This is a genomic window from Streptomyces sp. WM6386 (genome assembly GCF_000972385.1).
GTDB lineage: Bacteria > Actinomycetota > Actinomycetes > Streptomycetales > Streptomycetaceae > Streptomyces.
The window spans coordinates 167,127-188,148 of sequence record NZ_JXTE01000005.1; the positions used below are offsets into that span (position 1 = coordinate 167,127).

General features: G+C 71.4%; 12 protein-coding genes and 1 riboswitch. Of the genes, 6 read left to right on the forward strand and 6 right to left on the reverse strand.

Annotation, left to right across the window (positions count from 1 at the left end):
* Positions 1-8: 8 nt before the first annotated feature.
* Positions 9-192, reverse strand: a riboswitch (cobalamin riboswitch).
* A 349-nt stretch (positions 193-541) separates the two neighbouring features.
* The 5 genes from TN53_RS05005 to TN53_RS05025 all read left to right on the forward strand — a co-directional run bounded on the left by TN53_RS05005 (position 542) and on the right by TN53_RS05025 (position 10,849).
* Positions 542-6,055 carry a glutamate synthase-related protein gene (locus TN53_RS05005; RefSeq protein WP_046257116.1) on the forward strand — a complete coding sequence of 1,838 codons (5,514 nt, stop codon included), beginning with the start codon at positions 542-544 and terminating at the stop codon, positions 6,053-6,055.
* Positions 6,052-7,767, forward strand: coding sequence for a diflavin oxidoreductase (locus tag TN53_RS05010; RefSeq protein WP_046257117.1), 1,716 nt, complete (start codon positions 6,052-6,054; stop codon positions 7,765-7,767). The genes TN53_RS05005 and TN53_RS05010 overlap by 4 nt, the downstream gene beginning before the upstream one ends.
* 146 nt (positions 7,768-7,913) lie before the next feature.
* Positions 7,914-8,315 carry a hypothetical protein gene (locus tag TN53_RS05015; protein WP_046257118.1) on the forward strand — a complete coding sequence of 134 codons (402 nt, stop codon included), beginning with the start codon at positions 7,914-7,916 and terminating at the stop codon, positions 8,313-8,315.
* A 112-nt stretch (positions 8,316-8,427) separates the two neighbouring features.
* Positions 8,428-9,603, forward strand: a complete 1,176-nt coding sequence (locus tag TN53_RS05020; protein WP_046257119.1) for a pyridoxal phosphate-dependent aminotransferase — start codon at positions 8,428-8,430, stop codon at positions 9,601-9,603.
* A gap of 139 nt (positions 9,604-9,742) precedes the next feature.
* The gene (locus TN53_RS05025; RefSeq protein ID WP_046257120.1) at positions 9,743-10,849 is read left to right on the forward strand and encodes an NAD(P)/FAD-dependent oxidoreductase; all 1,107 of its coding nucleotides are present in this window, start codon (positions 9,743-9,745) and stop codon (positions 10,847-10,849) included.
* Between the two features lie 99 nt (positions 10,850-10,948).
* Here TN53_RS05025 and katG read toward each other — a convergent pair whose 3' ends face one another.
* The 4 genes from katG to TN53_RS05045 form a co-directional block, all read right to left on the reverse strand.
* Positions 10,949-13,132 carry a catalase/peroxidase HPI gene (gene katG, locus TN53_RS05030; protein WP_046257121.1) on the reverse strand — a complete coding sequence of 728 codons (2,184 nt, stop codon included), beginning with the start codon at positions 13,130-13,132 and terminating at the stop codon, positions 10,949-10,951.
* Positions 13,133-13,159: 27 nt separating this feature from the next.
* On the reverse strand, positions 13,160-13,597 hold the full coding sequence (locus TN53_RS05035) for a Fur family transcriptional regulator (RefSeq protein ID WP_046257122.1): 438 nt from the start codon (positions 13,595-13,597) through the stop codon (positions 13,160-13,162).
* 160 nt (positions 13,598-13,757) lie between these two features.
* Positions 13,758-16,862, reverse strand: a complete 3,105-nt coding sequence (locus TN53_RS05040) for an FAD-binding and (Fe-S)-binding domain-containing protein (RefSeq protein WP_046257123.1) — start codon at positions 16,860-16,862, stop codon at positions 13,758-13,760.
* A 78-nt stretch (positions 16,863-16,940) separates the two neighbouring features.
* Positions 16,941-17,477 (reverse strand): MarR family winged helix-turn-helix transcriptional regulator, encoded by a 537-nt coding sequence (locus TN53_RS05045; protein ID WP_046257124.1) that lies wholly within the window; start codon positions 17,475-17,477, stop codon positions 16,941-16,943.
* Positions 17,478-17,606: 129 nt separating this feature from the next.
* Here TN53_RS05045 and TN53_RS05050 point away from each other — a divergent pair, with 129 nt between their 5' ends.
* Positions 17,607-18,122, forward strand: a complete 516-nt coding sequence (locus TN53_RS05050) for a YceI family protein (RefSeq protein ID WP_046257125.1) — start codon at positions 17,607-17,609, stop codon at positions 18,120-18,122.
* Here the strand turns inward: TN53_RS05050 and TN53_RS05055 are convergent.
* Together TN53_RS05055 and TN53_RS05060 are read right to left on the reverse strand one after the other, a co-directional pair.
* A complete protein-coding gene (locus tag TN53_RS05055; RefSeq protein WP_199924514.1) occupies positions 18,103-19,794 on the reverse strand; it encodes a hypothetical protein in 1,692 nt (563 codons plus the stop codon). The two genes, TN53_RS05050 and TN53_RS05055, sit on opposite strands and share 20 nt — an antisense overlap.
* A 110-nt stretch (positions 19,795-19,904) precedes the next feature.
* On the reverse strand, positions 19,905-21,022 hold a 1,118-nt coding region (locus TN53_RS05060), incomplete at its 5' end, for a diflavin oxidoreductase (RefSeq protein WP_046257127.1).

Sequence of the window (21,022 nt, forward strand, 5' to 3'; positions counted from 1 at the left end):
CACCTCGTGGATGGTTGACGCGCCTTGGCCGGTCTCCTGGCTCACGGGTCCCACCGCCCTTGCTCCGCCTTCCCGGGTCCGAGGACCCAGTGGCTGCCCGTCAGGGCCGGAGCAGGACTTCCCGATCACAGTGGCGAGGGCCGCACCGGTATCACACCGGATTTCCCGTTCACCAAGGCGTGGTGACAGTAATGCCCTCGTAAAGGGGCTGGCAAGCGGCTACGGGGGGCGCGCGGACGGCGCCCGAGGACTCGCGCCGGGCGCACGCGTCGACGACGGCGGTCGGCTTCAAGGGGGCGTCGAGGACCAGCCTGCGGACACCTCGGCGGATTCGGGCGCGTTTCGCATACGATCGCGGGACGTGGACGAGGCGCCGACATATGTGCAGGATGCACACTTGCGTATGAGTTAGGTAAGCCTTACCGTTCACAATCGCACTACTCAGGGCCCTGGCCGGAACACCGGCCCCGCCCGCGGCGAGCGCTTCACCGACGCAGCCTGGCCGTCCGATGCCGGAACCCGCTGCTCCCAGGACGCCCCCTTGAATCACCGCACCTTCGGTCTGTACGACCCTGCCCTCGACCACAGCGACTGCGGCGTCGGCTTCATCACCCGGCTCGACGGGACACCGAGCCATGACGTCATCCGCAAGGGCGACGAAGCGCTCCGCACCATCCCGCACCGCGGCGGCAAGTCCGCCGAGGGCGTCGGGGACGGCGCGGGCGTGAACGTGGACCTGTCGGTGGAGTTCTTCGGCGCGATCACCGGCGAGGAACTGCGCGCCGGGCACTTCGGCGTCGCCAACTGCTTCGTGCCGGTCGACGGCGAACGCCGTGCCGCGGCGGTCGACCTCGTGGGCCGGAGCATCGCCGAGCAGGGCTTCGACGTACTCCTCGTCCGCGACGTACCCGTCGACCACACCGTCGCCTGCCCCGCCGCCGAGCAGTACCAACTGCCCGTCGTGCAGTGGGTGTTCCGGGCGCCCGAGAGCTGGGAGCGCGAAGACGTCGACTCGGCCGCCCACCGTGCCCTGCTCGCCGTGGAGGCCGTGGCCTACGCCGACGCGACGACGTACGCGGGGCTGTACGTGCTGTCGCTCAGCGCCCGCACCCAGGTGCTCAAGGGACGGCTCAACTCCGGAGAGGTCATCGGGTACTTCCGCGACCTCGTCGACCCCCGGCACTCCGTGCGCTCGCTCTACTTCCACACCCGGTTCTCCACCAACACCGAGCCGCACCCGACCATGGCCCAGCCCTTCCGGCTCATGGCGCACAACGGCGAGCTCAACACCGACCGCAAGAACCGCCTCAGCGACGAGGCCCTCGCGCGGGCCCGGACCCGGAGCATCGTGCGCCCGCCGGGCCAGTCCGACTCCAGCCGGCTCGACCAGACCCTCCAGAGCCGCGTCTTCGACGACGGCCTGGACCTCGTCGAGGCGGTCGTGTCCCTCATGCCGCCCGCCTGGGAGAACGACCGCACGCTGCCCGCCGCCACCAGGGACATGCTCGAGTACTTCTCCCTGTACGAGGAGAAGAACGACGGCCCCGCAGCCCTCATCTTCAGCGACGGCGACGTCGTCGGCGCCCGCCTCGACCGGCTCGGGCTGCGCCCGCTGCGCACCGTCGAGACCGCCGAGTACCTGATGGTGGCCTCGGAGGCCGGTCAGGTCGCCTTCCCCGACGACGAGGTCGTGCACCGGGGCCGTATCGAGGCCGGCGGCATGCTCGTCGTCGACCACCGCACCGGACGCCGGCTGCGCACCCGCGAGGTGCTGGACGCCCTCGCCGCGCGCCGCCCGTACAGCGACCTGCTCACCTCCGCCCGGGTGAACCTCGACGACCTGCCCGCCCCCGACTACTACCGCGGCACCACGACGCTCGGCTACGACGGCGACCTCACCCTCGCCGGGCGGTACGTGGCGTACTCGCTGAACCAGGAGAGCTTCCGGTTCATGCTCGACCCGATGCTCGCCGACGGGTCGGAGCGGATCTCGGCGATGGGCTACGGCAACGCCATCAACGCGCTCAGCGACACCGAGGGCGGCATGGCGAAGTACTTCTCGCAGCGCTTCGCCCAGGTGACCAACCCGCCGCTGGACAGCATCCGCGAGGCCGACGGCATGAGCATGCGGGTCGCGCTCGGTCCCAAGCCCGACGGGACCCACAGCGGCGGCCGCCAGCTCGTCGTGTCCTCGCCCGTGCTCGGGCACCTCGACATGGTCCGGCTGCGCGATCAGCGGATCGTGCCGCTGAAGCGGTTCGCCATGCTCTACGAGCCGATGGCCGGGGACGAGACCGCCAACGCCGACGCCCTGCGCACCGCGCTCCGGCGACTCTGCGACGACGTCGAGCGGTTCGCGTCCGAGCAGGGCGGCATCGCGCTCCTCACCGACCGGGCGGTCTCCTCGACGCGCGCGCCGCTGCCGGTCATCCTCGCCGTCGCCGCCGTCAACCAGCGGCTCATCGAGACCGGGCTGCGACTGCGCGTCTCGCTCGTCGCGGAGAGCGGCCAGCTGGCGTCCTCGCACCACGTGGCGACCGCGCTCGGCTTCGGCGCCTCCGCCGTCTACAGCCTCAGCGCACGGCTGCGCGCCGAGGAGAAGTTCCCGAGCGCACCCGCCCCCGCCGGTGAGATCACCGCGACCGACCGGGCGCTGGCGAAGTTCCGCAAGGCCGCCGAGAAGTCCCTCGCCAAGACCATGGGCCGGGTCGGACTGTGCACCGCCGAGAGCTACATCGGCGGCGAGTTCTTCGAACCGAACTACCTCGACACTCGCGACGACGTCTTCGCCCGGACCTTCCCGCACATGGACGCCCCGGTCGGCGGTGTCGGGTTCGCCCGGATCGCGCAGGCCGCCACGGACTGGCACGAGCGGGCTCGTACGGTCCAGGGCGAGCAGCAGATCCCGCTGCTCGGGCTGTTCAAGGAGCGGTCGGACGGCGCCGGGCACTCCTTCGGTGTCACGGCCGTGCGCGGTTTCGGCGACATGGTCGAGGAGCGGCCGGAGTTCGGGAAGCCCGAGGACTCCGACGCGCTCCGGCTGCTCACCCTCGGCCAGCTCGACGACGCGTTCGGCATCACCGATGCCGCGTACCGCAACACCGGGTACGACGCGCTCAGCGACGCCGAGATCGACGCGTTCCGGATCACCCCCGGATACCGCGCCTTCCTGCGGACCACGCACGAGGAGCGCTCGCGCCGCCCGGCCGCGCTGCGGGACGTGCTCGCACTGCCCGCCGACGTCACCGGACTGCGTACGGCCGAGGACTTCGCCCGGGAGCTGGGCCGGTTCTCGACGGACGGGAACGCGAGCGTCACGGTCCGGGGCGTCGCCGTCTCCCGCACCGAACAGGGCACCTTCCGACTGCGCCTCGCCGCACCGGACCTGGACCGCCACACCGCCCTCGCCGAAGGACTCGCGCACCTGGGCGAGGCCGAGACCCTCACCATGGGCGCCGACGGCATCGAAGTCACCGCCGCAGGCGGCGCGGCCCGCCTCCTGGCCCTCCTCGACAGCGACAGCGCCCCCGCCAGTGTCCCGCTCGACGAGGTCCAGCCCGCGCACGAGATCACCCGGTCCCTCGCCTCCGGCGCCATGAGCCACGGCGCGCTCGTGGCCACCGCGCACGAAGCCGTCGCGCACGGCACGAACATGGTCGGCGGCATGTCGAACAGCGGTGAGGGCGGCGAGCACCACACCCGGTACGGCACCATCCGCGGCTCCCGGATCAAGCAGTTCGCTTCCGGCCGGTTCGGCATCTGGGCGGGCTATCTCGCCGACCCGATGCTCGAAGAGCTGGAGATCAAGATCGGACAGGGCGCGAAGCCCGGCGAGGGCGGCCAGCTGCCCGCGCCGAAGGTCACCGTCGACATCGCGGCCGCGCGCGGCGGCACCCCCGGCATCGAGCTGATCTCCCCGCCCCCGCACCACGACACGTACTCCATCGAGGACCTCGCGCAGCTCATCCACGACTGCAAGGCGGCCCGGGTCCGGGTCATCGTCAAGCTGGTGTCCTCGGAGGGCATCGGCACCATCGCGGTCGGAGTCGCCAAGGCCGGCGCGGACGTCATCAACGTCGCCGGAAACACCGGCGGCACCGGCGCCGCGGCCGTCACCAGCCTCAAGTACGCGGGCCGTTCGGCGGAGATCGGCGTCGCCGAGGTGCACCAGGCGCTCCTCGCGAACGGGCTCCGGCAGAAGGTCGTCCTGCGCTGCTCCGGCGCGCACCAGACCGGCGGCGACGTCGTCACCTCGGCGCTTCTCGGCGCCGACAGCTTCGAGTTCGGAACGACCGCGCTGATGATGCTCGGCTGCGTCATGGCGAAGAACTGCAACGTGAAGTGTCCCGCCGGACTCACCACGAACCCCGAGGTCTTCGAGGGCGACCCGCGCGCGCTGGCCCAGTACCTGCTCAACATCGCCCACGACGTACGGCAGATCCTCGCCCGCCTCGGTCTGTGCTCCCTCCGCGAGGCCCGGGGGCGCACGGACCTGCTCCAGCTTCTGGACCACCCCGCGAGCGTCGGACGCCTCGACGTGCGCCGACTGCTGGCGAGCGTGCCCGAGAAGATCGTGGCGGACCCGGAGTACCTGGAGAAGGACTTCACCACCGACGACGCCCTCATCGAGCGGGTGCGGGCAGCGCTCCTCGACCGGCGCGAGCCGTCCCTGCTCGTCGAGGGCGTCCACCTCGGCAACAGCGACAAGTCGGTGGGCGGACAGCTGAGCATCGACATCGAGCGGCTGCTCAACCACGAGAGCGTCTCCGACGTACCCGCCGTCACCACCGACGACCGCGGCCGCCGCCGTCTCGTCGACGACGCGGTCCGCATCCGCACCACGGGGTCCGCCGGTCAGTCGTACGGCGTGTTCTGCAACGACGGCATCACCCTCGAACACACCGGCACCGCCAACGACGGCGTCGGCAAGAGCCAGAGCGGCGGCCGGATCATCGTGCGCGCCCCGGGCGGCGGCAGCGCCGAACGCGGCGGCAACGTGCTCATCGGCAACTTCGCGCTGTTCGGCGCGACCGGCGGGCGGACGTTCGTGCAGGGCGAGGCCGGTGACCGGTTCGCCGTGCGCAACTCCGGCGCGACCGCGGTCGTCGAAGGCGTCGGCGACTTCGGCTGCGAGTACATGACAGGCGGCACCGTGCTCAACCTCGGCGGCTTCGGCAAGGGCCTGGGCAACGGCATGAGCGGCGGGTTCCTGTACCAGTACGACCCCTCGGGCGAGCTGGCCGGACGGGTGAGCGCCGACTCGCTGCTGGTGTTCCCGGTGACGGACACCGAGCGCGGCGCCTTCCACGAGGAGGCCGTACGGCTGCTGCTGGCCTGGCATGTCGAGGCCACCGGCTCCGAGCTCGCGGCCCGGCTCCTGCACGACTGGGACTCCGAGCGGCAGCACGTGTACTGCGGGATGCCCCGCGCGCTGCTGCTCTACCAGGACTCCACGGAGATCCTCGCCGCGGCGACCCGGTCCCAGCTCCTCGACGAGCTGGCGACCTCCATCGCGACCGACAAGCTCCGCGCGTTCAAGGTCGACTACCGCGACCGCCGCACCGTGCTCGACGGCCGGGCCCCGGCCTTCGGCGACCAGGGCAGCGACGACATGTTCTCGCTGCTGTCCTCGTACACGGTGCTCGGCGTCGCGCAGGACCTCGCGCTCCAGCGGGTGCCGGGCGCGAGTGGCCCGGAGGATCCGCGCATCGCCGAAGCCGTGCGCAACCTCGTGCTCACCGAGGACTTCTTCGTCAAGCAGCGCGTGGTGAAGTACCTGCGCGGCACGCTGGACCGCTTCGACGACGGCGAACTCGCCACCCTCATCGCGATCAAGCGCCTCGACGACTACAAGCGCGCGCTCAAGCAGCGCAACAACCTCAGCGTGGACGCCCCCGGCACCTACGGCTGGATCATCCACCAGACCACCAAGAACGCCGGTCGCGTCCGCGCCGCCCGGTTCGACGAACTGCTCGCGAACGCCGCACTGACCGACTTGGCCGTCATCGCCTCCCGCCGCGCCCCGCAGGCCCCGACCGAAGCGGTGACCGCATGACCGTCATGCCCCCGACCGGAACCCTCATCCCGGCCGACGCGCCCTTCTCCGCCCAGCAGGAGTCCTGGCTCGCCGGCTTCATCGCCGGCATCGCGGCCGCCGGACGCCAGGACAGCACCGGCACCGACGCGCCCGCGGCGACCATCGACGTCCTGATCGGCACCCAGACCGGCAACGCCGAACTCGTGGCCGACGACATCGTCGCCGGTGCCCGCGCCCGCGGCCTCGGCGGCCGGGCCACCGCCCTCGACGACGTCACCCCCGAGGCGCTCGCCGCGATGTCCCACGTCATCGTCGTCACCTCGACCTACGGCGAGGGCGAGATGCCCGACAACGCCGGGCTGTTCTGGGAGGCGCTCCAGTCCGACACGTCCCCGCGCCTGGAGGGCGTGCGCTACTCGGTCCTCGGGCTCGGCGACCGGGGCTACGACGACTTCTGTCAGGCCGCGAAGCTCATCGACACACGTCTGGAGCAGCTCGGGGCGACCCGGCTGCACGAACGCGTGGACTGCGACGTGGACTTCGAGGAGCCCGCGGGGCAGTGGACGACGGCGGTGCTCGACCTGGTCGCCGCCGAGACCGGCGCGAAGTGCACGGGCGCCGCCGAGGCACCGAAGAAGCCCCGCTCCCAGTGGAACAGGCGCACCCCCTACCGGTCCCGGCTCACCACCAACCGGCTCCTGTCCGCGCCGCACAGCGCGAAGGAGATCCGCCACTACGAGTTCGACCTCGGCGACAGCGGCATCACCTACGAGGCGGGCGACGCGCTCGCCGTCGTACCGTTGAACGACCCCGCACTGGTAGGGGAGTTGCTGACGCACCTCGGTGCGAGCGGTGACGACGAAGCCGCCGAAGCGCTGCGCACCGAACGCGAAATCCGCATCCCCTCCAAGGAGTTGATCGCCGACCTCGTCGAGCGGGCGCCGGCGAGTGAGTTGGCCTCGGTCGTCGCGCACGGCGACCGCAGCGACCTCGACTCCTGGCTCTGGGGCCGGGACCTGCTCGACCTGCTGCGGGACGCCGGGTCCAAGGCGCCCTCGCTGGCCGAACTCCTGCCGTTCCTCCGGCCGTTGCAGGCACGTCAGTACTCGATCTCGTCGAGTCCGCTGGCCCACCCGGGCAGCATCCACCTCACCGTCGCGTCCGTGCGGTACGACAGGTACGAGGGGGTGGCATCGACGTATCTGGCGGATCGGGTCGGTGCGGACTCGACCGTAGGCATCCACCTCCAGCCGAACGCCTCCTTCAGCGTCCCGGCGGACGACGACTCGCCCGTGATCATGATCGGCCCCGGCACCGGCATCGCCCCCTTCCGCGGCTTCCTCCACGAGCGGGCCGCGCGCGGCGCCTCCGGACGGAACTGGCTGTTCTTCGGAGACCAGCACCGCGAGACCGACTTCGTCTACGAGGACGAGCTCGCCGAGCTCCAAAAGCGCGGTGTGCTCACCGAGTTGGACCTCGCCTTCTCGCGCGACCAGGCCGAGAAGATCTACGTACAGACGCGGATGCGGGAGCGGTCACGGGAGCTCTACGCGTGGCTGGAGGAGGGCGCGCACTTCTACGTCTGCGGGGACGCCTCCCGCATGGCGAAGGACGTGGAGACGGCCCTGCTGGGCATCATCGCCGAGCAGCGCGGACGCGGGGAGGACGACGCCGCGGAGTACCTCGCGGACCTGCGCCGGGCCAAGCGCTACGTACGGGACGTGTACTGAGCATGGCGGACCGGCACGGTTGCGCGGAACACCTCGCGGCGTCGCTGCCCGGCGCAGAGCCCGGTGCCACGGAAATTCGGGATCAACTTCCTTTGCACTCAGGTAGGTTCGGGCGCGACCAGTTGTTCGAAGAGAGGAACGCTGTCTTGCGCACGCCCCATCGCCGACTGACGTCCGCCCTCGGGATCGCCGCGGCCTCCGTGTCGGCGCTCGCCCTGGGCATCGCCCCGGCCCACGCCGGCTACACCTACGAGGCCTCCAACTCCATCATCTCCTCCGAGGTGACCGCGAAGACGTACTTCGCCTCCGACGGCGAGATCCTCACCGCCCTCGACATGGCGAAGGACGGCCACGGCACCGCCGCCCAGTGGCGCTACAACTCCAGCTCCGCCACCCACTCGTACTACAACGGCTCCGGCTACGCCGTCGCCCACAACTGGGACCTGTCCTTCGCGGAGGGCACCACCCTCCAGATCCGCGCCTGTCTCCAGGAAGGCTCCGACGGCACCCCGTACAGCTGCGGTGGCTGGGAGTACGCCAAGGCCTGAGCATCGGGCCCGCCGGTCGCACGGCAGTGAAGGGGCGGGCCCGCGGGCCCGCCCCTTTCGTGACCGCTTAGGGTCGAGGCGTTCCGTCCCTCGTCGAGCCGGAGGTCGCCCCATGCGGATCTCGCAGCGGGCCCAGTCCGTCGCCCCGTTCTACGCCATGGAGTTCGGCAAGCATGCCGCCGCCCTGGAAGCCCAGGGCCACCATGTCGTCAAGCTCAGCCTCGGGGAGCCCGACTTCGGCGCGCCCCCGGCCGTCGTCGAGGCGATGCGCGCGGCCATGGACGGGCGGCCCATGAGCTACACCGAGGCGCTCGGGATGCCGTCCCTGCGCCAGGCGATCGCCGGGTTCTACGGGGAGCGGCACGGCGTCGATGTCGACCCGGGCCGTGTCGTCGTGACCGCCGGGGCCTCGGCCGCCCTGGTGCTGGGCGCGGCCGCGCTCGTCGACGCCGGGGACGAGGTGCTCATCGGCGACCCGTCGTACCCCTGCAACCGGCAGATCATGGAGAGCTTCGGCGCCCGGGTCACGCTCGTCCCGACCAGCGCGGCCTCCCGCTTCCAGCTGGACGCGGACTCCGTGCGGTCGCACTGGACGGAGGGCACGCGCGGGATCATGGTCGCCACCCCGTCCAACCCGACCGGCACCTCGGTTCCGGAGGGTGAGCTGGCCGCGCTGTGCGACCTCGCCCGGGAGCGGGCGGCGTGGCGCATCGTCGACGAGATCTACCTCGACCTCGGCGACCACGACGACCGGGGCCGGCCGCCGCGCAGCGCTCTGTCGTACGACCCCGACGCCGTCGTCATCAACAGTTTCTCGAAGTACTTCGGCATGACCGGCTGGCGGCTCGGCTGGTGCGTCGTCCCGGAGATCCTCGTACCGGCACTGGAACGCCTCGCCCAGAACTACTTCCTGTGCGCCTCGACCCCCGCCCAGCACGCCGCCCTGGCCTGCTTCACCCCCGACTCGCTCGCCGTCTGCGAGGAACGGCGCGCCGAGTTCGGGCGCCGGCGCACGCTCGTCCTCGACGGCCTGGCACAGCTCGGACTGCCGGTCCCTGTGCCGCCCGACGGGGCGTTCTACGTCTACTTCGACGTCAGCGGCACAGGACTCACCTCGTGGGACTTCTGCGCCCGGGCACTCCAGGAGGCGCACGTCGCGCTCACCCCGGGCCGGGACTTCGGGGTGGGGACGGCCCAGACCCACGTACGCCTGTCGTACGCGGCCTCCGCCGGGGAACTGCGCGAAGGGATCGCCCGCTTGGGGAAGTTCGTCGCGGCACTGCGGTAGTACGTCGCTTCACGGAACGCACACACACCTCACCCATTAGCTTTAAAGTTCAAGCGATAGGCTCTTCGCCAGTCGAGTGGGGGCGACGGAGCCCACGCGCCGCGCTGCTCACTTCCCCCCACAGGCACAGGAGAGTCGTGTGAGCGACGGCGACGTAGTGGTGATCGGCGGCGGCTACGCGGGAGTCCGCCTGGCGAAGAAGCTGGACGCGACGGCGCGGGTCACGCTGGTGGACCGCAAGGAGGTCTTCTTCCACCGCATCGCCTCACTGCGCGCCGGGATCCGGCCGGAGTGGTCGGTGACGCCGTTCATCCCGTACGACCGGCTGCTGAACGGCGGCCGCATGGTGCAGGGCAAGGCGCTGCGCATCGACACCGAGGCCCGGCAGGTCGTCCTGGCGACGGGGGAGCGGCTGCCGTACGACGTGGTGGTGATCGCCACCGGCGCCGACTATCCCGAACCGGCCCGCTTCAACGGCACCACCCCGGACGAGGCGGTGAAGGCCTTCGCCGGGCATCAGCAGGCGGTCGCCCGTGCCGGGCACGTCCTCGTGGTCGGCGGCGGGCCCTCCGGCGTGGAGCTCGGCGCGGAGATACGGCTGGCCCGGCCGGACGCCCGCGTGACGCTGGCCCACTCCGGGCCGGCGTTGCTGCACGCCACGGGCAGTGAGCGCGCCGGGCGCAAGGCGCTGGCCTGGCTGGAGGCGCATGACGTGGACGTGCGGCTGAACTCCTTCATGTCGCCCGGCTTCGACTTCGGCACCTATCGCGACGCCCACGGCAACGTCATGGAGGCCGACCTCTCATTCTGGGCCACCGGCACCACACCCAACACGCTCTGGCTACGACTGGGAGGCCACGGCGACTGGCTGAACCACTCCGGACACGTCAAGGTCGACCGCACGCTCCGGGTCGACGGGCGCCCGGACGTCTTCGCGGTCGGCGACGTCAACGACGCCACGGAGCTGAAGATCACCCCCGCCGCACTGGCCCAGGCCGACCTGGCGTTCCACAACATCCGCGCCCACCTCCAGAGCTCCGGCAAGCGCCGCAAGGAACCCCGCTTCTACAAGCCCGTCCACCGCACCCCCCTCATCGTCCCCTTCGGGGCGGCCGACGGCATGACCCTGCTGCCGGTGCCGGGCGGGGAGAGCGCGGTGCTGGGAGCACGGACGTCGGTGCTGGCGAAGGCGAAGACGCTGATGACGCCTTATATGCGGCGGCAGTTGGGGTACACGGCGGCGTGAGGTGGCGGAGAGGACCGCTGGCGGGCACGGGGAACGCCCCGGCCGACCCGTGAGGGCCGGCCGGGGCGTCCCGGTGATCCGATCAGGCTCGGATCGGGCTCAGACCAGGTCGAAGCGGTCCGCGTTGGACACCTTGACCCACGCCGCGACGAAGTCCTTCACGAACTTCTCCTTCGCGTCGTCGCTCGCGTAGACCTCGGCGAGCGCGCGGAGCTCGGAGTTCGAGCCGAAGACGAGGTCGGCACGCGTACCGGTCCACTTGACCGCGCCCGAGGCGTCACGGGCCTCGAAGTGGTTCTGGTCCTCGGAGGTCGACTTCCACTCCGTGCCCAGGTCGAGCAGGTTGACGAAGAAGTCGTTGGTGAGGACACCGGGGGTCTCGGTGAGGACACCGAGGGACGTCCCGCCGTGGTTGGCGCCCAGGACGCGCAGGCCACCGACGAGGACGGTCAGCTCGGGGGCGCTCAGGCCGAGCAGGTTCGCCTTGTCGAGCAGCAGGAACTCGGCCGGGAGGCGGTTGCCCTTGCCCTGGTAGTTGCGGAAGCCGTCCGCGCTCGGCTCGAGCGCGGCGAACGACTCGACGTCCGTGTGCTCCTCGGTCGCGTCCACACGGCCCGCGGTGAACGGGACCTCGACGGCGTGACCGGCGTCCTTGGCGGCCTTCTCGACCGCGGCGGCACCGCCGAGGACGATCAGGTCGGCCAGGGAGACCTTCTTGGCGCCGGAGTTGAACTCCGACTGGACGCCCTCCAGGACCCGCAGGACCTGGGACAGCTCGTCGGGCTGGTTGACCTCCCAGCCGGCCTGCGGCTGAAGGCGGATACGGGCACCGTTGGCGCCGCCGCGCCTGTCGCTGCTGCGGAACGTGGACGCGGACGCCCACGCGGTCGACACCAGCTGCGAGACGGTCAGACCCGAGTCGAGGAGCTTGGCCTTGAGGGCCGTGACGTCGGCGGCGTCGATGGCCTCGCCCTCGGCCTGCGGCAGCGGGTCCTGCCACAGCAGGGTCTCCGCCGGGACCTCCGGGCCGAGGTACAGGGACTTCGGGCCCAGGTCACGGTGGGTCAGCTTGTACCAGGCGCGGGCGAAGGCGTCCGCGAACTGGTCCGGGTTCTCGTGGAAGCGCTTGGAGATCTCACCGTAGATCGGGTCGAAGCGCAGCGAGAGGTCGGTGGTGAGCATCGTGGGCAGCTTCTTGAAGCCGCTGTGGGCGTCGGGGATGATCGCCTCGGCGTCCTTGGCCACCCACTGGTTGGCGCCGGCGGGGGACTGGGTCAGCTCCCACTCGTAGCCGAAGAGGATGTCGAAGAAGTCGTTGCTCCACTGGGTGGGCTTGGTGGTCCAGGTGACCTCGAGACCGGAGGTGATGGCGTCGCCGCCCTTGCCGGTGCCGTGGGTGCTGGCCCAGCCGAGGCCCTGGGCCTCGATCGGGGCGGCCTCGGGGTCGGCGCCGACGTTGTCCGCCGGGCCGGCGCCGTGGGTCTTGCCGAAGGTGTGGCCACCGGCGATGAGGGCGACGGTCTCCTCGTCGTTCATCGCCATGCGGCGGAACGTCTCGCGGATGTCGCGGGCCGCGGCGAGCGGGTCCGGGTTGCCGTTGGGGCCCTCCGGGTTGACGTAGATGAGGCCCATCTGGACGGCGCCGAGCGGGCTCTCCAGCTCACGGTCGCCGGTGTAGCGCTGGTCGTCGAGCCAGGTGGTCTCGGGACCCCAGTACACGTCCTCGTCGGCCTCCCAGACGTCGGCGCGGCCGCCGGCGAAGCCGAAGGTCTCGAAGCCCATCGTCTCCAGCGCCACGTTGCCCGTGAGGATCATGAGGTCGGCCCAGGAGATGGACTGGCCGTACTTCTTCTTCACCGGCCACAGCAGACGGCGGGCCTTGTCCAGGTTGCCGTTGTCCGGCCAGCTGTTCAGCGGCGCGAAGCGCTGCTGACCACGGCCGCCACCGCCACGGCCGTCGCTGATGCGGTAGGTACCGGCGCTGTGCCAGGCCATGCGGATCATCAGCGGGCCGTAGTTGCCGAAGTCGGCCGGCCACCAGTCCTGCGAGGTGGTCAGGATCCCGGCGATGTCCTGCTTGACGGCAGCCAGGTCGAGGTTGCCGAACGCCTCGGCGTAGTCGAACTCCTCACCGAGCGGGTTCGCGACGACCGGGTCCTTCGCAAGGATCTTCAGGTTGAGCCGCTCCGGCCACCACTGACGGTTGCCACCGCCCTGGGTGGGGTGTGCGGCGCGCTCGTGCGCGACGGGGCATTTGCCTTCAGCGGCGCTGTTCTCGGACATGAGGGGAAATCCTTCCGGGTGTGGTGCTCAAGCCTTGCGGGCGGTGGAACAGGAGGGGCACAGGCCCCAGTAGATGACCTCGGCCTCGTCGATGGCGAAGCCTCGGTCGTCCGAAGCGGTCAGACAGGGGGCGTGCCCGACCGCGCAGTCGACGTCGACGACAGCCGCGCACTCCCGGCAGACCAGGTGGTGGTGGTTGTCGCCGATCCGGCCCTCGTACCGGGCGGGGCTGCCCGGTGGCTCGATACGGCGGACGAGTCCCGCCGCGGTGAGCGCGTGGAGGGCGTCGTAGACGGCTTGCACTGAGATGTGGCCGACCCGGTCCCGGACCCCGGAGGTGAGGGCGTCGACCCCGAGGTGGTCACCGGCGCGGACGGTCTCCAGAAGCGCGACGCGGGCGGCCGTCACCCGCAGGCCGGCCCCCCGCAGATCTCCTGCGGTGGTCGGAGGCTGCGGTGAAGTCATGGGGGCCAACCTACCCCCACAAACACGAATGGTTCAAGAAATGGATTCGTTCCAACTCTGTGTCGTGTCGTGTTGCCGTGCGTTCACCTCGGCAGTGCCGTGCGGCCACCGTGTACCGTCTGTTTACTGATAGTCGCCCTGGGTGACGCCCCGTCGTGCGTCAGCGTCGCGACCGGCGTACGACCCCCGCCGCCGCCCCTGCCGCGGCCACCCCCACGGCCGCCAGCGTCAAGCTCCGCGCCCGGCGCCCCGGAGCCGTCGGCCGGGCGCCGGGGGCGACTCCGTACGCGCTGCCGGCAGCCCCGGGCAGCCCGCAGGCCAGCAGCTCCGCCAGATGCACCGCCTCATGGCCCCCGCTGTCGAACTCGTGGATCTGCGTGCGGCAGCTGAACCCGTCGGCCAGTACCACCGTGCCCGCGTCCGCCTCCCGCAGCCGGGGCAGCAGTACCCGCTCCGCGCATGCCTCGCTGACGTCGAGATGCCCGGGCTCGAACCCGAAGTTCCCGGCGAGTCCGCAGCAGCCGGAGTCCAGCCGCTCGGCGTCGACCCCGGCGCGGCGGAGCAGCTCGCGGTCGGCGTCCCAGCCCAGGACCGCGTGCTGGTGGCAGTGCACCTGGGCGAGCGCCCGCGCGGAGCGGTCCGGCACCTGGGGCGGCTCGTAGCCGGGCGAGTGCGCGGTGAGCAGCTCGGCGAGGGTGACGGTCTGTGCGCGCAGTCGCCGTACGTCCGGGTCGCCGGGGAACAGGTCGCCCGCGTCCGAGCGGAACACGGCCGTGCAGCTCGGTTCCAGGCCGACCACGAGGCCGCCGTCGCGCAGATGCCCGGCCAGCCGGCGCACGGTATGGCCCAACACCCGCTCGGCGACGCCGAGTTGTCCCGTGGAGATCCAGGTCAGCCCGCAGCACAGCGGCTCGTCGGGCAGTTCGACGCGCCAGCCCGCGTGCTCCAGCACCCGCACGGCCGCCCGGCCGACGTGCGGGTGGAAGTGGTTGGTGAAGGTGTCCGGCCAGAGCAGGACGCTGCCGCGCGCCCCGTCGCCGTACGGCTCGTGCCCCGCGAACCACTGCTGCAGTGTCCGCCCGGCGAACAGCGGCACCTCCCGGTCCTCGACGCCCGCGACCGCGACGGCCGCCCGGGACAGCGGCGGCGTGTGGGTGAGGGCGTTGACGACCGGCCCGAGCCGGGCGCGGCCGACGGTCTGGGCGAGGAGCGGCAGCCAGCCCATGGACAGATGGGCGCGTGGCCTGCGCCACCAGCGGCCCTCGTAGTGGTGGGACAGGAACTCCGCCTTGTAGGTGGCCATGTCGACGTCGGCCGGGCAGTCCTTCTTGCACCCCTTGCAGGCCAGGCACAGGTCGAGCGCGTCCCGTACCGCCTCGGAGCGCCAGCCGTCCTGGACCGCGCTGTCGCCGTGTCCGTCGAGCATCTCGAAGAGCAGCCGGGCCCGTCCGCGCGTGGAGTGCTCCTCCTCCCGGGTGACCTGGTAGGACGGGCACATCACGGAGCTCTTGGTCTCGAGCTGCCGGCATTTGCCCACGCCCACGCACCGGTTGGCGGCCGCGGCGAAGGAGCCGCCGTCGTCCGGGAAGCCGAAGTGCAGGTCGTGGGGGTCGTACGGGGACCAGTCGCCGCCGAGGCGCAGGTTCTCGTCGAGCCGGTACGGGGCCACGACCTTTCCGGGGTTCATCCGGTCGAGCGGGTCGAAGACCGCCTTCAACTGCCCGAACGCCCCTACCAGTTGTTCCCCGAACATCCTGGGGAGCAGCTCGCCCCGGCTCTGTCCGTCCCCGTGCTCGCCGGAGAAGGAGCCGCCGAACTCGACGACGAGGTCGGCGGCGCGCTCCATGAACCGCCGGTAGACGGCGACCCCGTCGGCGGAGTACAGGTCGAAGGGGATCCGTGTGTGCACGCACCCCTGCCCGAAGTGGCCGTAGAGGCTCGGCCCCGTGTCGCTCCGGTAGCCGAATTCCTCGAACAGGCCCCGCAGTCGGCGCAGGTAGTCGCCCAGTCGCTCGGGCGGCACCGCCGAGTCCTCCCAGCCCTCGAAGGTGTCCGGGCGGCCCGGCACATGCGCGGTGGCCCCGAGGCCGGCCTCCCGCACCTGCCACAACTCCTCCTGGTGCGCGGGCTCGTCGAGGAAGGCGACCTCCGGGTCGTGCTCGGACTCTTGGAGCGCGTCCAGCATCCGGTGCGCCCGCTCGTCCGCCTCCTCGACGGTGTCGCCGCCGAACTGCACCATCAAGTAGGCATCTCCCTCGGGGAGTTGGGCGCGTGCCTTCGGGTTGAGGTGCTTGAGCTGCTCGTCGTGCAGGAGGTAGGAGTCGAGGCCCTCCAGTGCGATCGGCTCGTACGGCAGGATCTCCGGTACGGCGTCGGCGGCCCGGTCGATACCGGGGAACCCCAGGACCACCAGCGCGCGTTCCTTCACCACCGGCACCAGCTTCAGCTCCGCCCGCAGGACGGTGACGAGCGTCGACTCGCTGCCGACGAGGAGCCCGGCCACGTCGAAGCCGTGCTCGGGGAGCAGGGAGTCGAGGTTGTAGCCGGAGACGCGGCGCGGGATGTCGGGGTAGCGGTGGCGGATCTCGTCGGCATGGGTGTCGCGCAGGGCGCGCAACCGCCGGTAGACGGCGGCCCGTGGATCACCTTGCCGCTCGATCTCGGCGTACTCCTCGTCGCTCGTCCCGCCGCACCAGAACCGGGTGCCGTCGTAGAGCAGCACCTCCATACGGGCGACGCCGTCGACGACCTTGCCGTACGCCTGTGCCGTGGCGCCGCACGAGTTGTTGCCGATCATGCCGCCGATCGTGCAGTTGGCGTGGGTCGCCGGTTCGGGTCCGAAACGCAGCCCGCTCGGGGCGAGTTGCCGATTGAGCTCGTCGAGGACGATGCCCGGCTGGACGACACAGGTGCGGGCTTCGGTGTCCACGGACTCCAGCCTGTTGCCGTACTTGGACCAGTCGATCACCACGGCCGTGTTGGTGCACTGCCCGGCCAGACTCGTTCCCCCGCCCCGGGACAGCACGGGCGCGTCGTGCTCCCGGGCGACGGCCACCGCCTGCACCGCCGCCTCGGGCGTGTGCGGCACGACCACCCCGATCGGCGTCTGCCGGAAGTTGGAGGCGTCGGTGGAGTAGGCGGCCCTGCTCCCGTCGTCGAAACGGACCTCGCCGTCGACACGGTCGCGCAGGGCGGCCTCCAGGGACTTCGCGTCGACGGTCGCCCCTCGTCGTACGACGGGAGCGGGCAGCTCCGACCCGCCCATGACCCCTCCTCCGCTGTGGCCCGCGACAAGGCGCGCTCCGGGTACCCGGAGCGGGGCGGGGCAATCAGCGGGCGATGGTCATCGGTCCTGGCAGGCGTGGGAGCGGAAGTCCCCGACGGAGCCCGTCTCGGACTGCTCCGGGGCCGCGTCCTCGGCGAAGTCGGGCATCAGCGCGCCCATCGCCTCGCGCTGGGTGGGTCCCATGATCCGGGCCAGCGCCTCCTTGACCGTCTGCGCGAGGACCCCCGAGGCCTCCTTCAGCAGGCCTCGGGCCTTCTCGGTGAGGGCGACCTCGATGCCGCGTTTGTCGCCGCAGACCGATTGGCGGGTGACGAGGCCGGCGTGCTGGAGGCAGGCGATCTGGTAGGTGAGGCGGGTCTTGGGGCGGCCCAGGAGTTCGGCGATCCGCGTCATGCGCAGACCTTCCGAGGGGTTCCCCGCGAGCAGGCACAGGACCAGGAACTCGTCGTGCGAGACGTCCAGTCGCTCCTTGACCACGGAGCGCAGCTCCTGCTCGACGGCTCCGGTCGCGGCCAGCATCAGCATCCAGGCGTGCAGCTCTGCGGGCAGGAGTCCGCCACCTGCGGCGGAGGGGCAGTCGGAGTGATCGGCCATGACGCCCAGTCTACCCGTCGTCCAATTTTGGATCAGATGGGTTGTTCATATTTGGATGACCCGCTAGCGTGAGGTCATTCAAATTTGGATGACCCCCGCTATGAACATCAGTACGAAGGAGACCCCGTCATGACCGTCGCCGTGGAAACCGGCCTGTGGCAGCTCGACACCGCCGCCTCGACCGTCGCGATCAAGCACAAGTCGATCTGGGGGCTCATCACCGTGAAGGGCGCCTTCACCGCCGTCACCGGCCAGGGCGAGGTCCGCCCCGACGGATCCGCGGTCGGCACCCTGACGCTGATCGTCGCGTCCCTGGACACCAAGAACCCCAAGCGCGACACCCACCTCAAGGGCCCCGACTTCTTCGACGCCGACAACCACCCCGAGCTCACCTTCGCGGTCCGCAGCGCGGAACTCCGCGACGGCGACAAGGTCCACGTCATCGGTCAGCTCACCGCGCGCGGCATCAGCCGCCCAGTGACCTTCACCGCCCGCCTCACCGGCGCGGACGCCGACGCCCTCACCCTGGACGCCGAATTCTCCGTGGACCGCAACCAGTTCGGGATGGGCTGGAACCAACTCGGCATGATCGCCCGCCTCACCACGGTCACCACGAGCCTCCGCTTCACCCGGACGGCAGCCTGACGTACACGCTCGACAGGGTCTGCGGCACGGCGGTGAAGGCCCGCAGCCGGATCCGCGCGCCCGCGCGGGGGAGCCCGTACCTCCCGGCGGGCGGCCGGAGTTCATAGCGCGCCGTGGCGTGGGCGGGCAGCGTCGCAGGCCCCCGGACGACCGTCCAGTACCGGCTCATGCCCTGTCCCACGGTCAGCATGAAGTGGGGCGCCAGGGCGCTGCCGGCCGTGTTGGTGACCCGGATCGTCAGCCGGGAGCCGTCGGCCGGCCTGGCCCGCTGCAACCCGGTGACCTGCATCCGCAGAGGCGGTGTGCCCGTCACCGCCAGGGCCGCGCTCACCAGGGCCGGCGACAGCACGAGCAGGGCCACGGCCATCCGCGCCGCACGGGAGTGCGGCCGAAGCCCCGGCTGCCACGCGTCCGCGAACTCCGACGCGGGCGCGGTGACGGCCGCCGCCAGCCACAGCGGCGTCATCATCAGGTAGTAGCCGTCCTGCGAACGCGTCGCCAGGAAGAAGGCACACCACGGCAGCACGGTCGCAGCCGGCCCCAACCGCCGTACGAACAGCACGAACAGCACGAACAGACCCGCCGCAAGCAGCATGCTCGCGTGCGCGTACCAGTCCAGCCGGTCGCTGCCGCCCGTGAGATAGACGGACACGTCCACCAGGCCCTGGCCGTGCAGCACCGCGCCCTGGGTCAGCGGCAGGGCGACACCGGTGAGCCAGGGGCCCGGCTCGCTCACGAGGAAATACGTGTCGATCAGCAGCCATACGGTGGCGGCGACCCCGACGGTCCGCAGTACCACCAGCGCCGCGGCCCGGCCGCCCAGCTCCCCGCGGCGTACCGCGTAGATTCCGGCCAGCAGGAACGGCGCGAGGAACCACGGCAGTTGCTGCGCCGCACACGCCGCCCCCAGGCACACGGCCCGCGCCACCCCGGCCGCGCCCAGCCGCCCGCCCTGACCGAGCCGCGGCCAGCGCACCACCACCGGCACCAGCAGGGCGAGCGCGAGGATCGCCGGATAGCCGAGCCGGCCGTACTGCGGCAGCATCGCGAAGCCCAGGCACACCATGGTCGCCGCCGGCCGCCATGGCACCGGCAGCATCCGCCACAGCGCCACCGCGCCGACGACCAGCGCAGCCGTGCTCACCGCCGTCGCCGGGGCGCCGCCGTGGCCCAGCCAGAGCAGCGGCGCGGTCAGCAGCGGGGCGAGCGGAGGATAGCCGTAGGTGAAGTCGTAGCCGCCGGTCACCGTGGGGGTCAGGGCGACGCCGTGACCGAAGAGCCAGGGCCACGACTGACCGTAGACGGGGTGCCCCGCGACCAGTTCCCGGGCGGCCTGCGTGGTCAGGAGCGCCTCGTCGCTGCCCTGGTGGAGCACCGACCAGGCGCACAGCGTCAGCGTCACGGCCGTCACCAGGACGCAACCGTCGACGCGGGCCAGCGAACGGGTCCGGCGCACCACCAGCGCCAGCACCCCGCACACCAGGATCGAGGCGTAACAGACCGAGATGACCGCGGCCACGGCGACCTGGTGCGAGGCCGCCTGGGTCCACACCGCGCGCGTTCCGATGAGGAGGCTGATGTCGGCGAGCAGCGTCAGGACGCGATGCCACTGCGCGGGGGTTTCCGGGCTGGGGGAGGACACCGCCGACTGCGTCCGCCGGCCGGGTGTCACCGGCTTCGGTTCTGCCAAGTGCACGGCACCGGACCGTAATCGGGCCCGGTGAGCGAGGTGGTGGTGGAGGTGAAGAGTCCGGTAGGAGAGAGGTAAGAAAGCGAGGTTTGTCAGTAGACGTCCCGCACGTACCGTTTCGCCGCAGCCAACTGCTTCACATACGCCGCCGCCTCCTGCTCGCCCAGCCCGCCGTGCGCGACCGCGATGTCCTTCAGCGCCCGGTCCACGTCCTTGGCCATCCGGGAGGCGTCGCCGCACACATAGAAGTGGGCACCGTCCTGGAGCCAGCGCCACAGCTCGGGGCCGTGCTCGCGCATCCGGTCCTGGACGTAGACCTTCTGGCGCTGGTCGCGGGAGAAGGCGGTGTCGAGACGGGCGAGGGTGCCCTCGTCGAGCAGCTCGGTCAGCTCCTCCTCGTAGTAGAAGTCGCTGGCCCGGTGCTGCTCCCCGAAGAACAGCCAGTTGGGCGCCCGGTGCCCGAGCGCGCGCCGCTCCTGGAGGAAGCCCACGAAGGGCGCGACCCCCGTGCCGGGACCGACCATCACCATCGGCGTCGCCGGGTCGGCGGGCGGCCTGAAGTGCGGGGAGGCCTGGACGAAGACCGGCACCTCGGTGCCCGCGTCGGCGTCCGCGAGGAACGGCGAGCAGACTCCGCCGCGCGGTGTGCCGCGCAGGTTCTCGTACCGCACGACGGACACCGTCAGCGAGACCAGGTTCGCGTCGACGAGGGGACTGGAGGATATGGAGTACAGGCGCGGCTGAAGCTTCTTCAGGACGCCCGCCCAGTCCCGTGCGTCGGCCCGCACCGGGTGCTCGGCGAGCACGTCCACCGCCTGCCGCCCCCAGCTCCACTGCGCCAGCCCGTCCTTGTTGTCGGGCCGCAGGAGCTTCTTCAACTCCCGTCCGTCACGGACGCGGTCGCCGACGAAGCGCAGGAAGTCGGGGGTGATCCGGGTGATGTCGAGGTGCCGGTGCAGGGCCTCGGCGAACGGGATGTCGCCGACACCGTCCATTTCCACGGCGGTTGATCCGTCGACCCCGGTGGCCGCCAGCCACTCCTCCACCAGGGCGACCGAGTTGACCGGCCGCACACCGAGCGCGTCCCCCGCCTCGTACGTCAGCGGGGTCCCGCTCGTGTCGAAGGTGAACCGCCGGACCTCCTTGCCCGCGCCGGGCAGGCTGAGCAGCCGGTTGCCGACGAGGCGGGCGGTGGTGGGGGCGGGTCTGG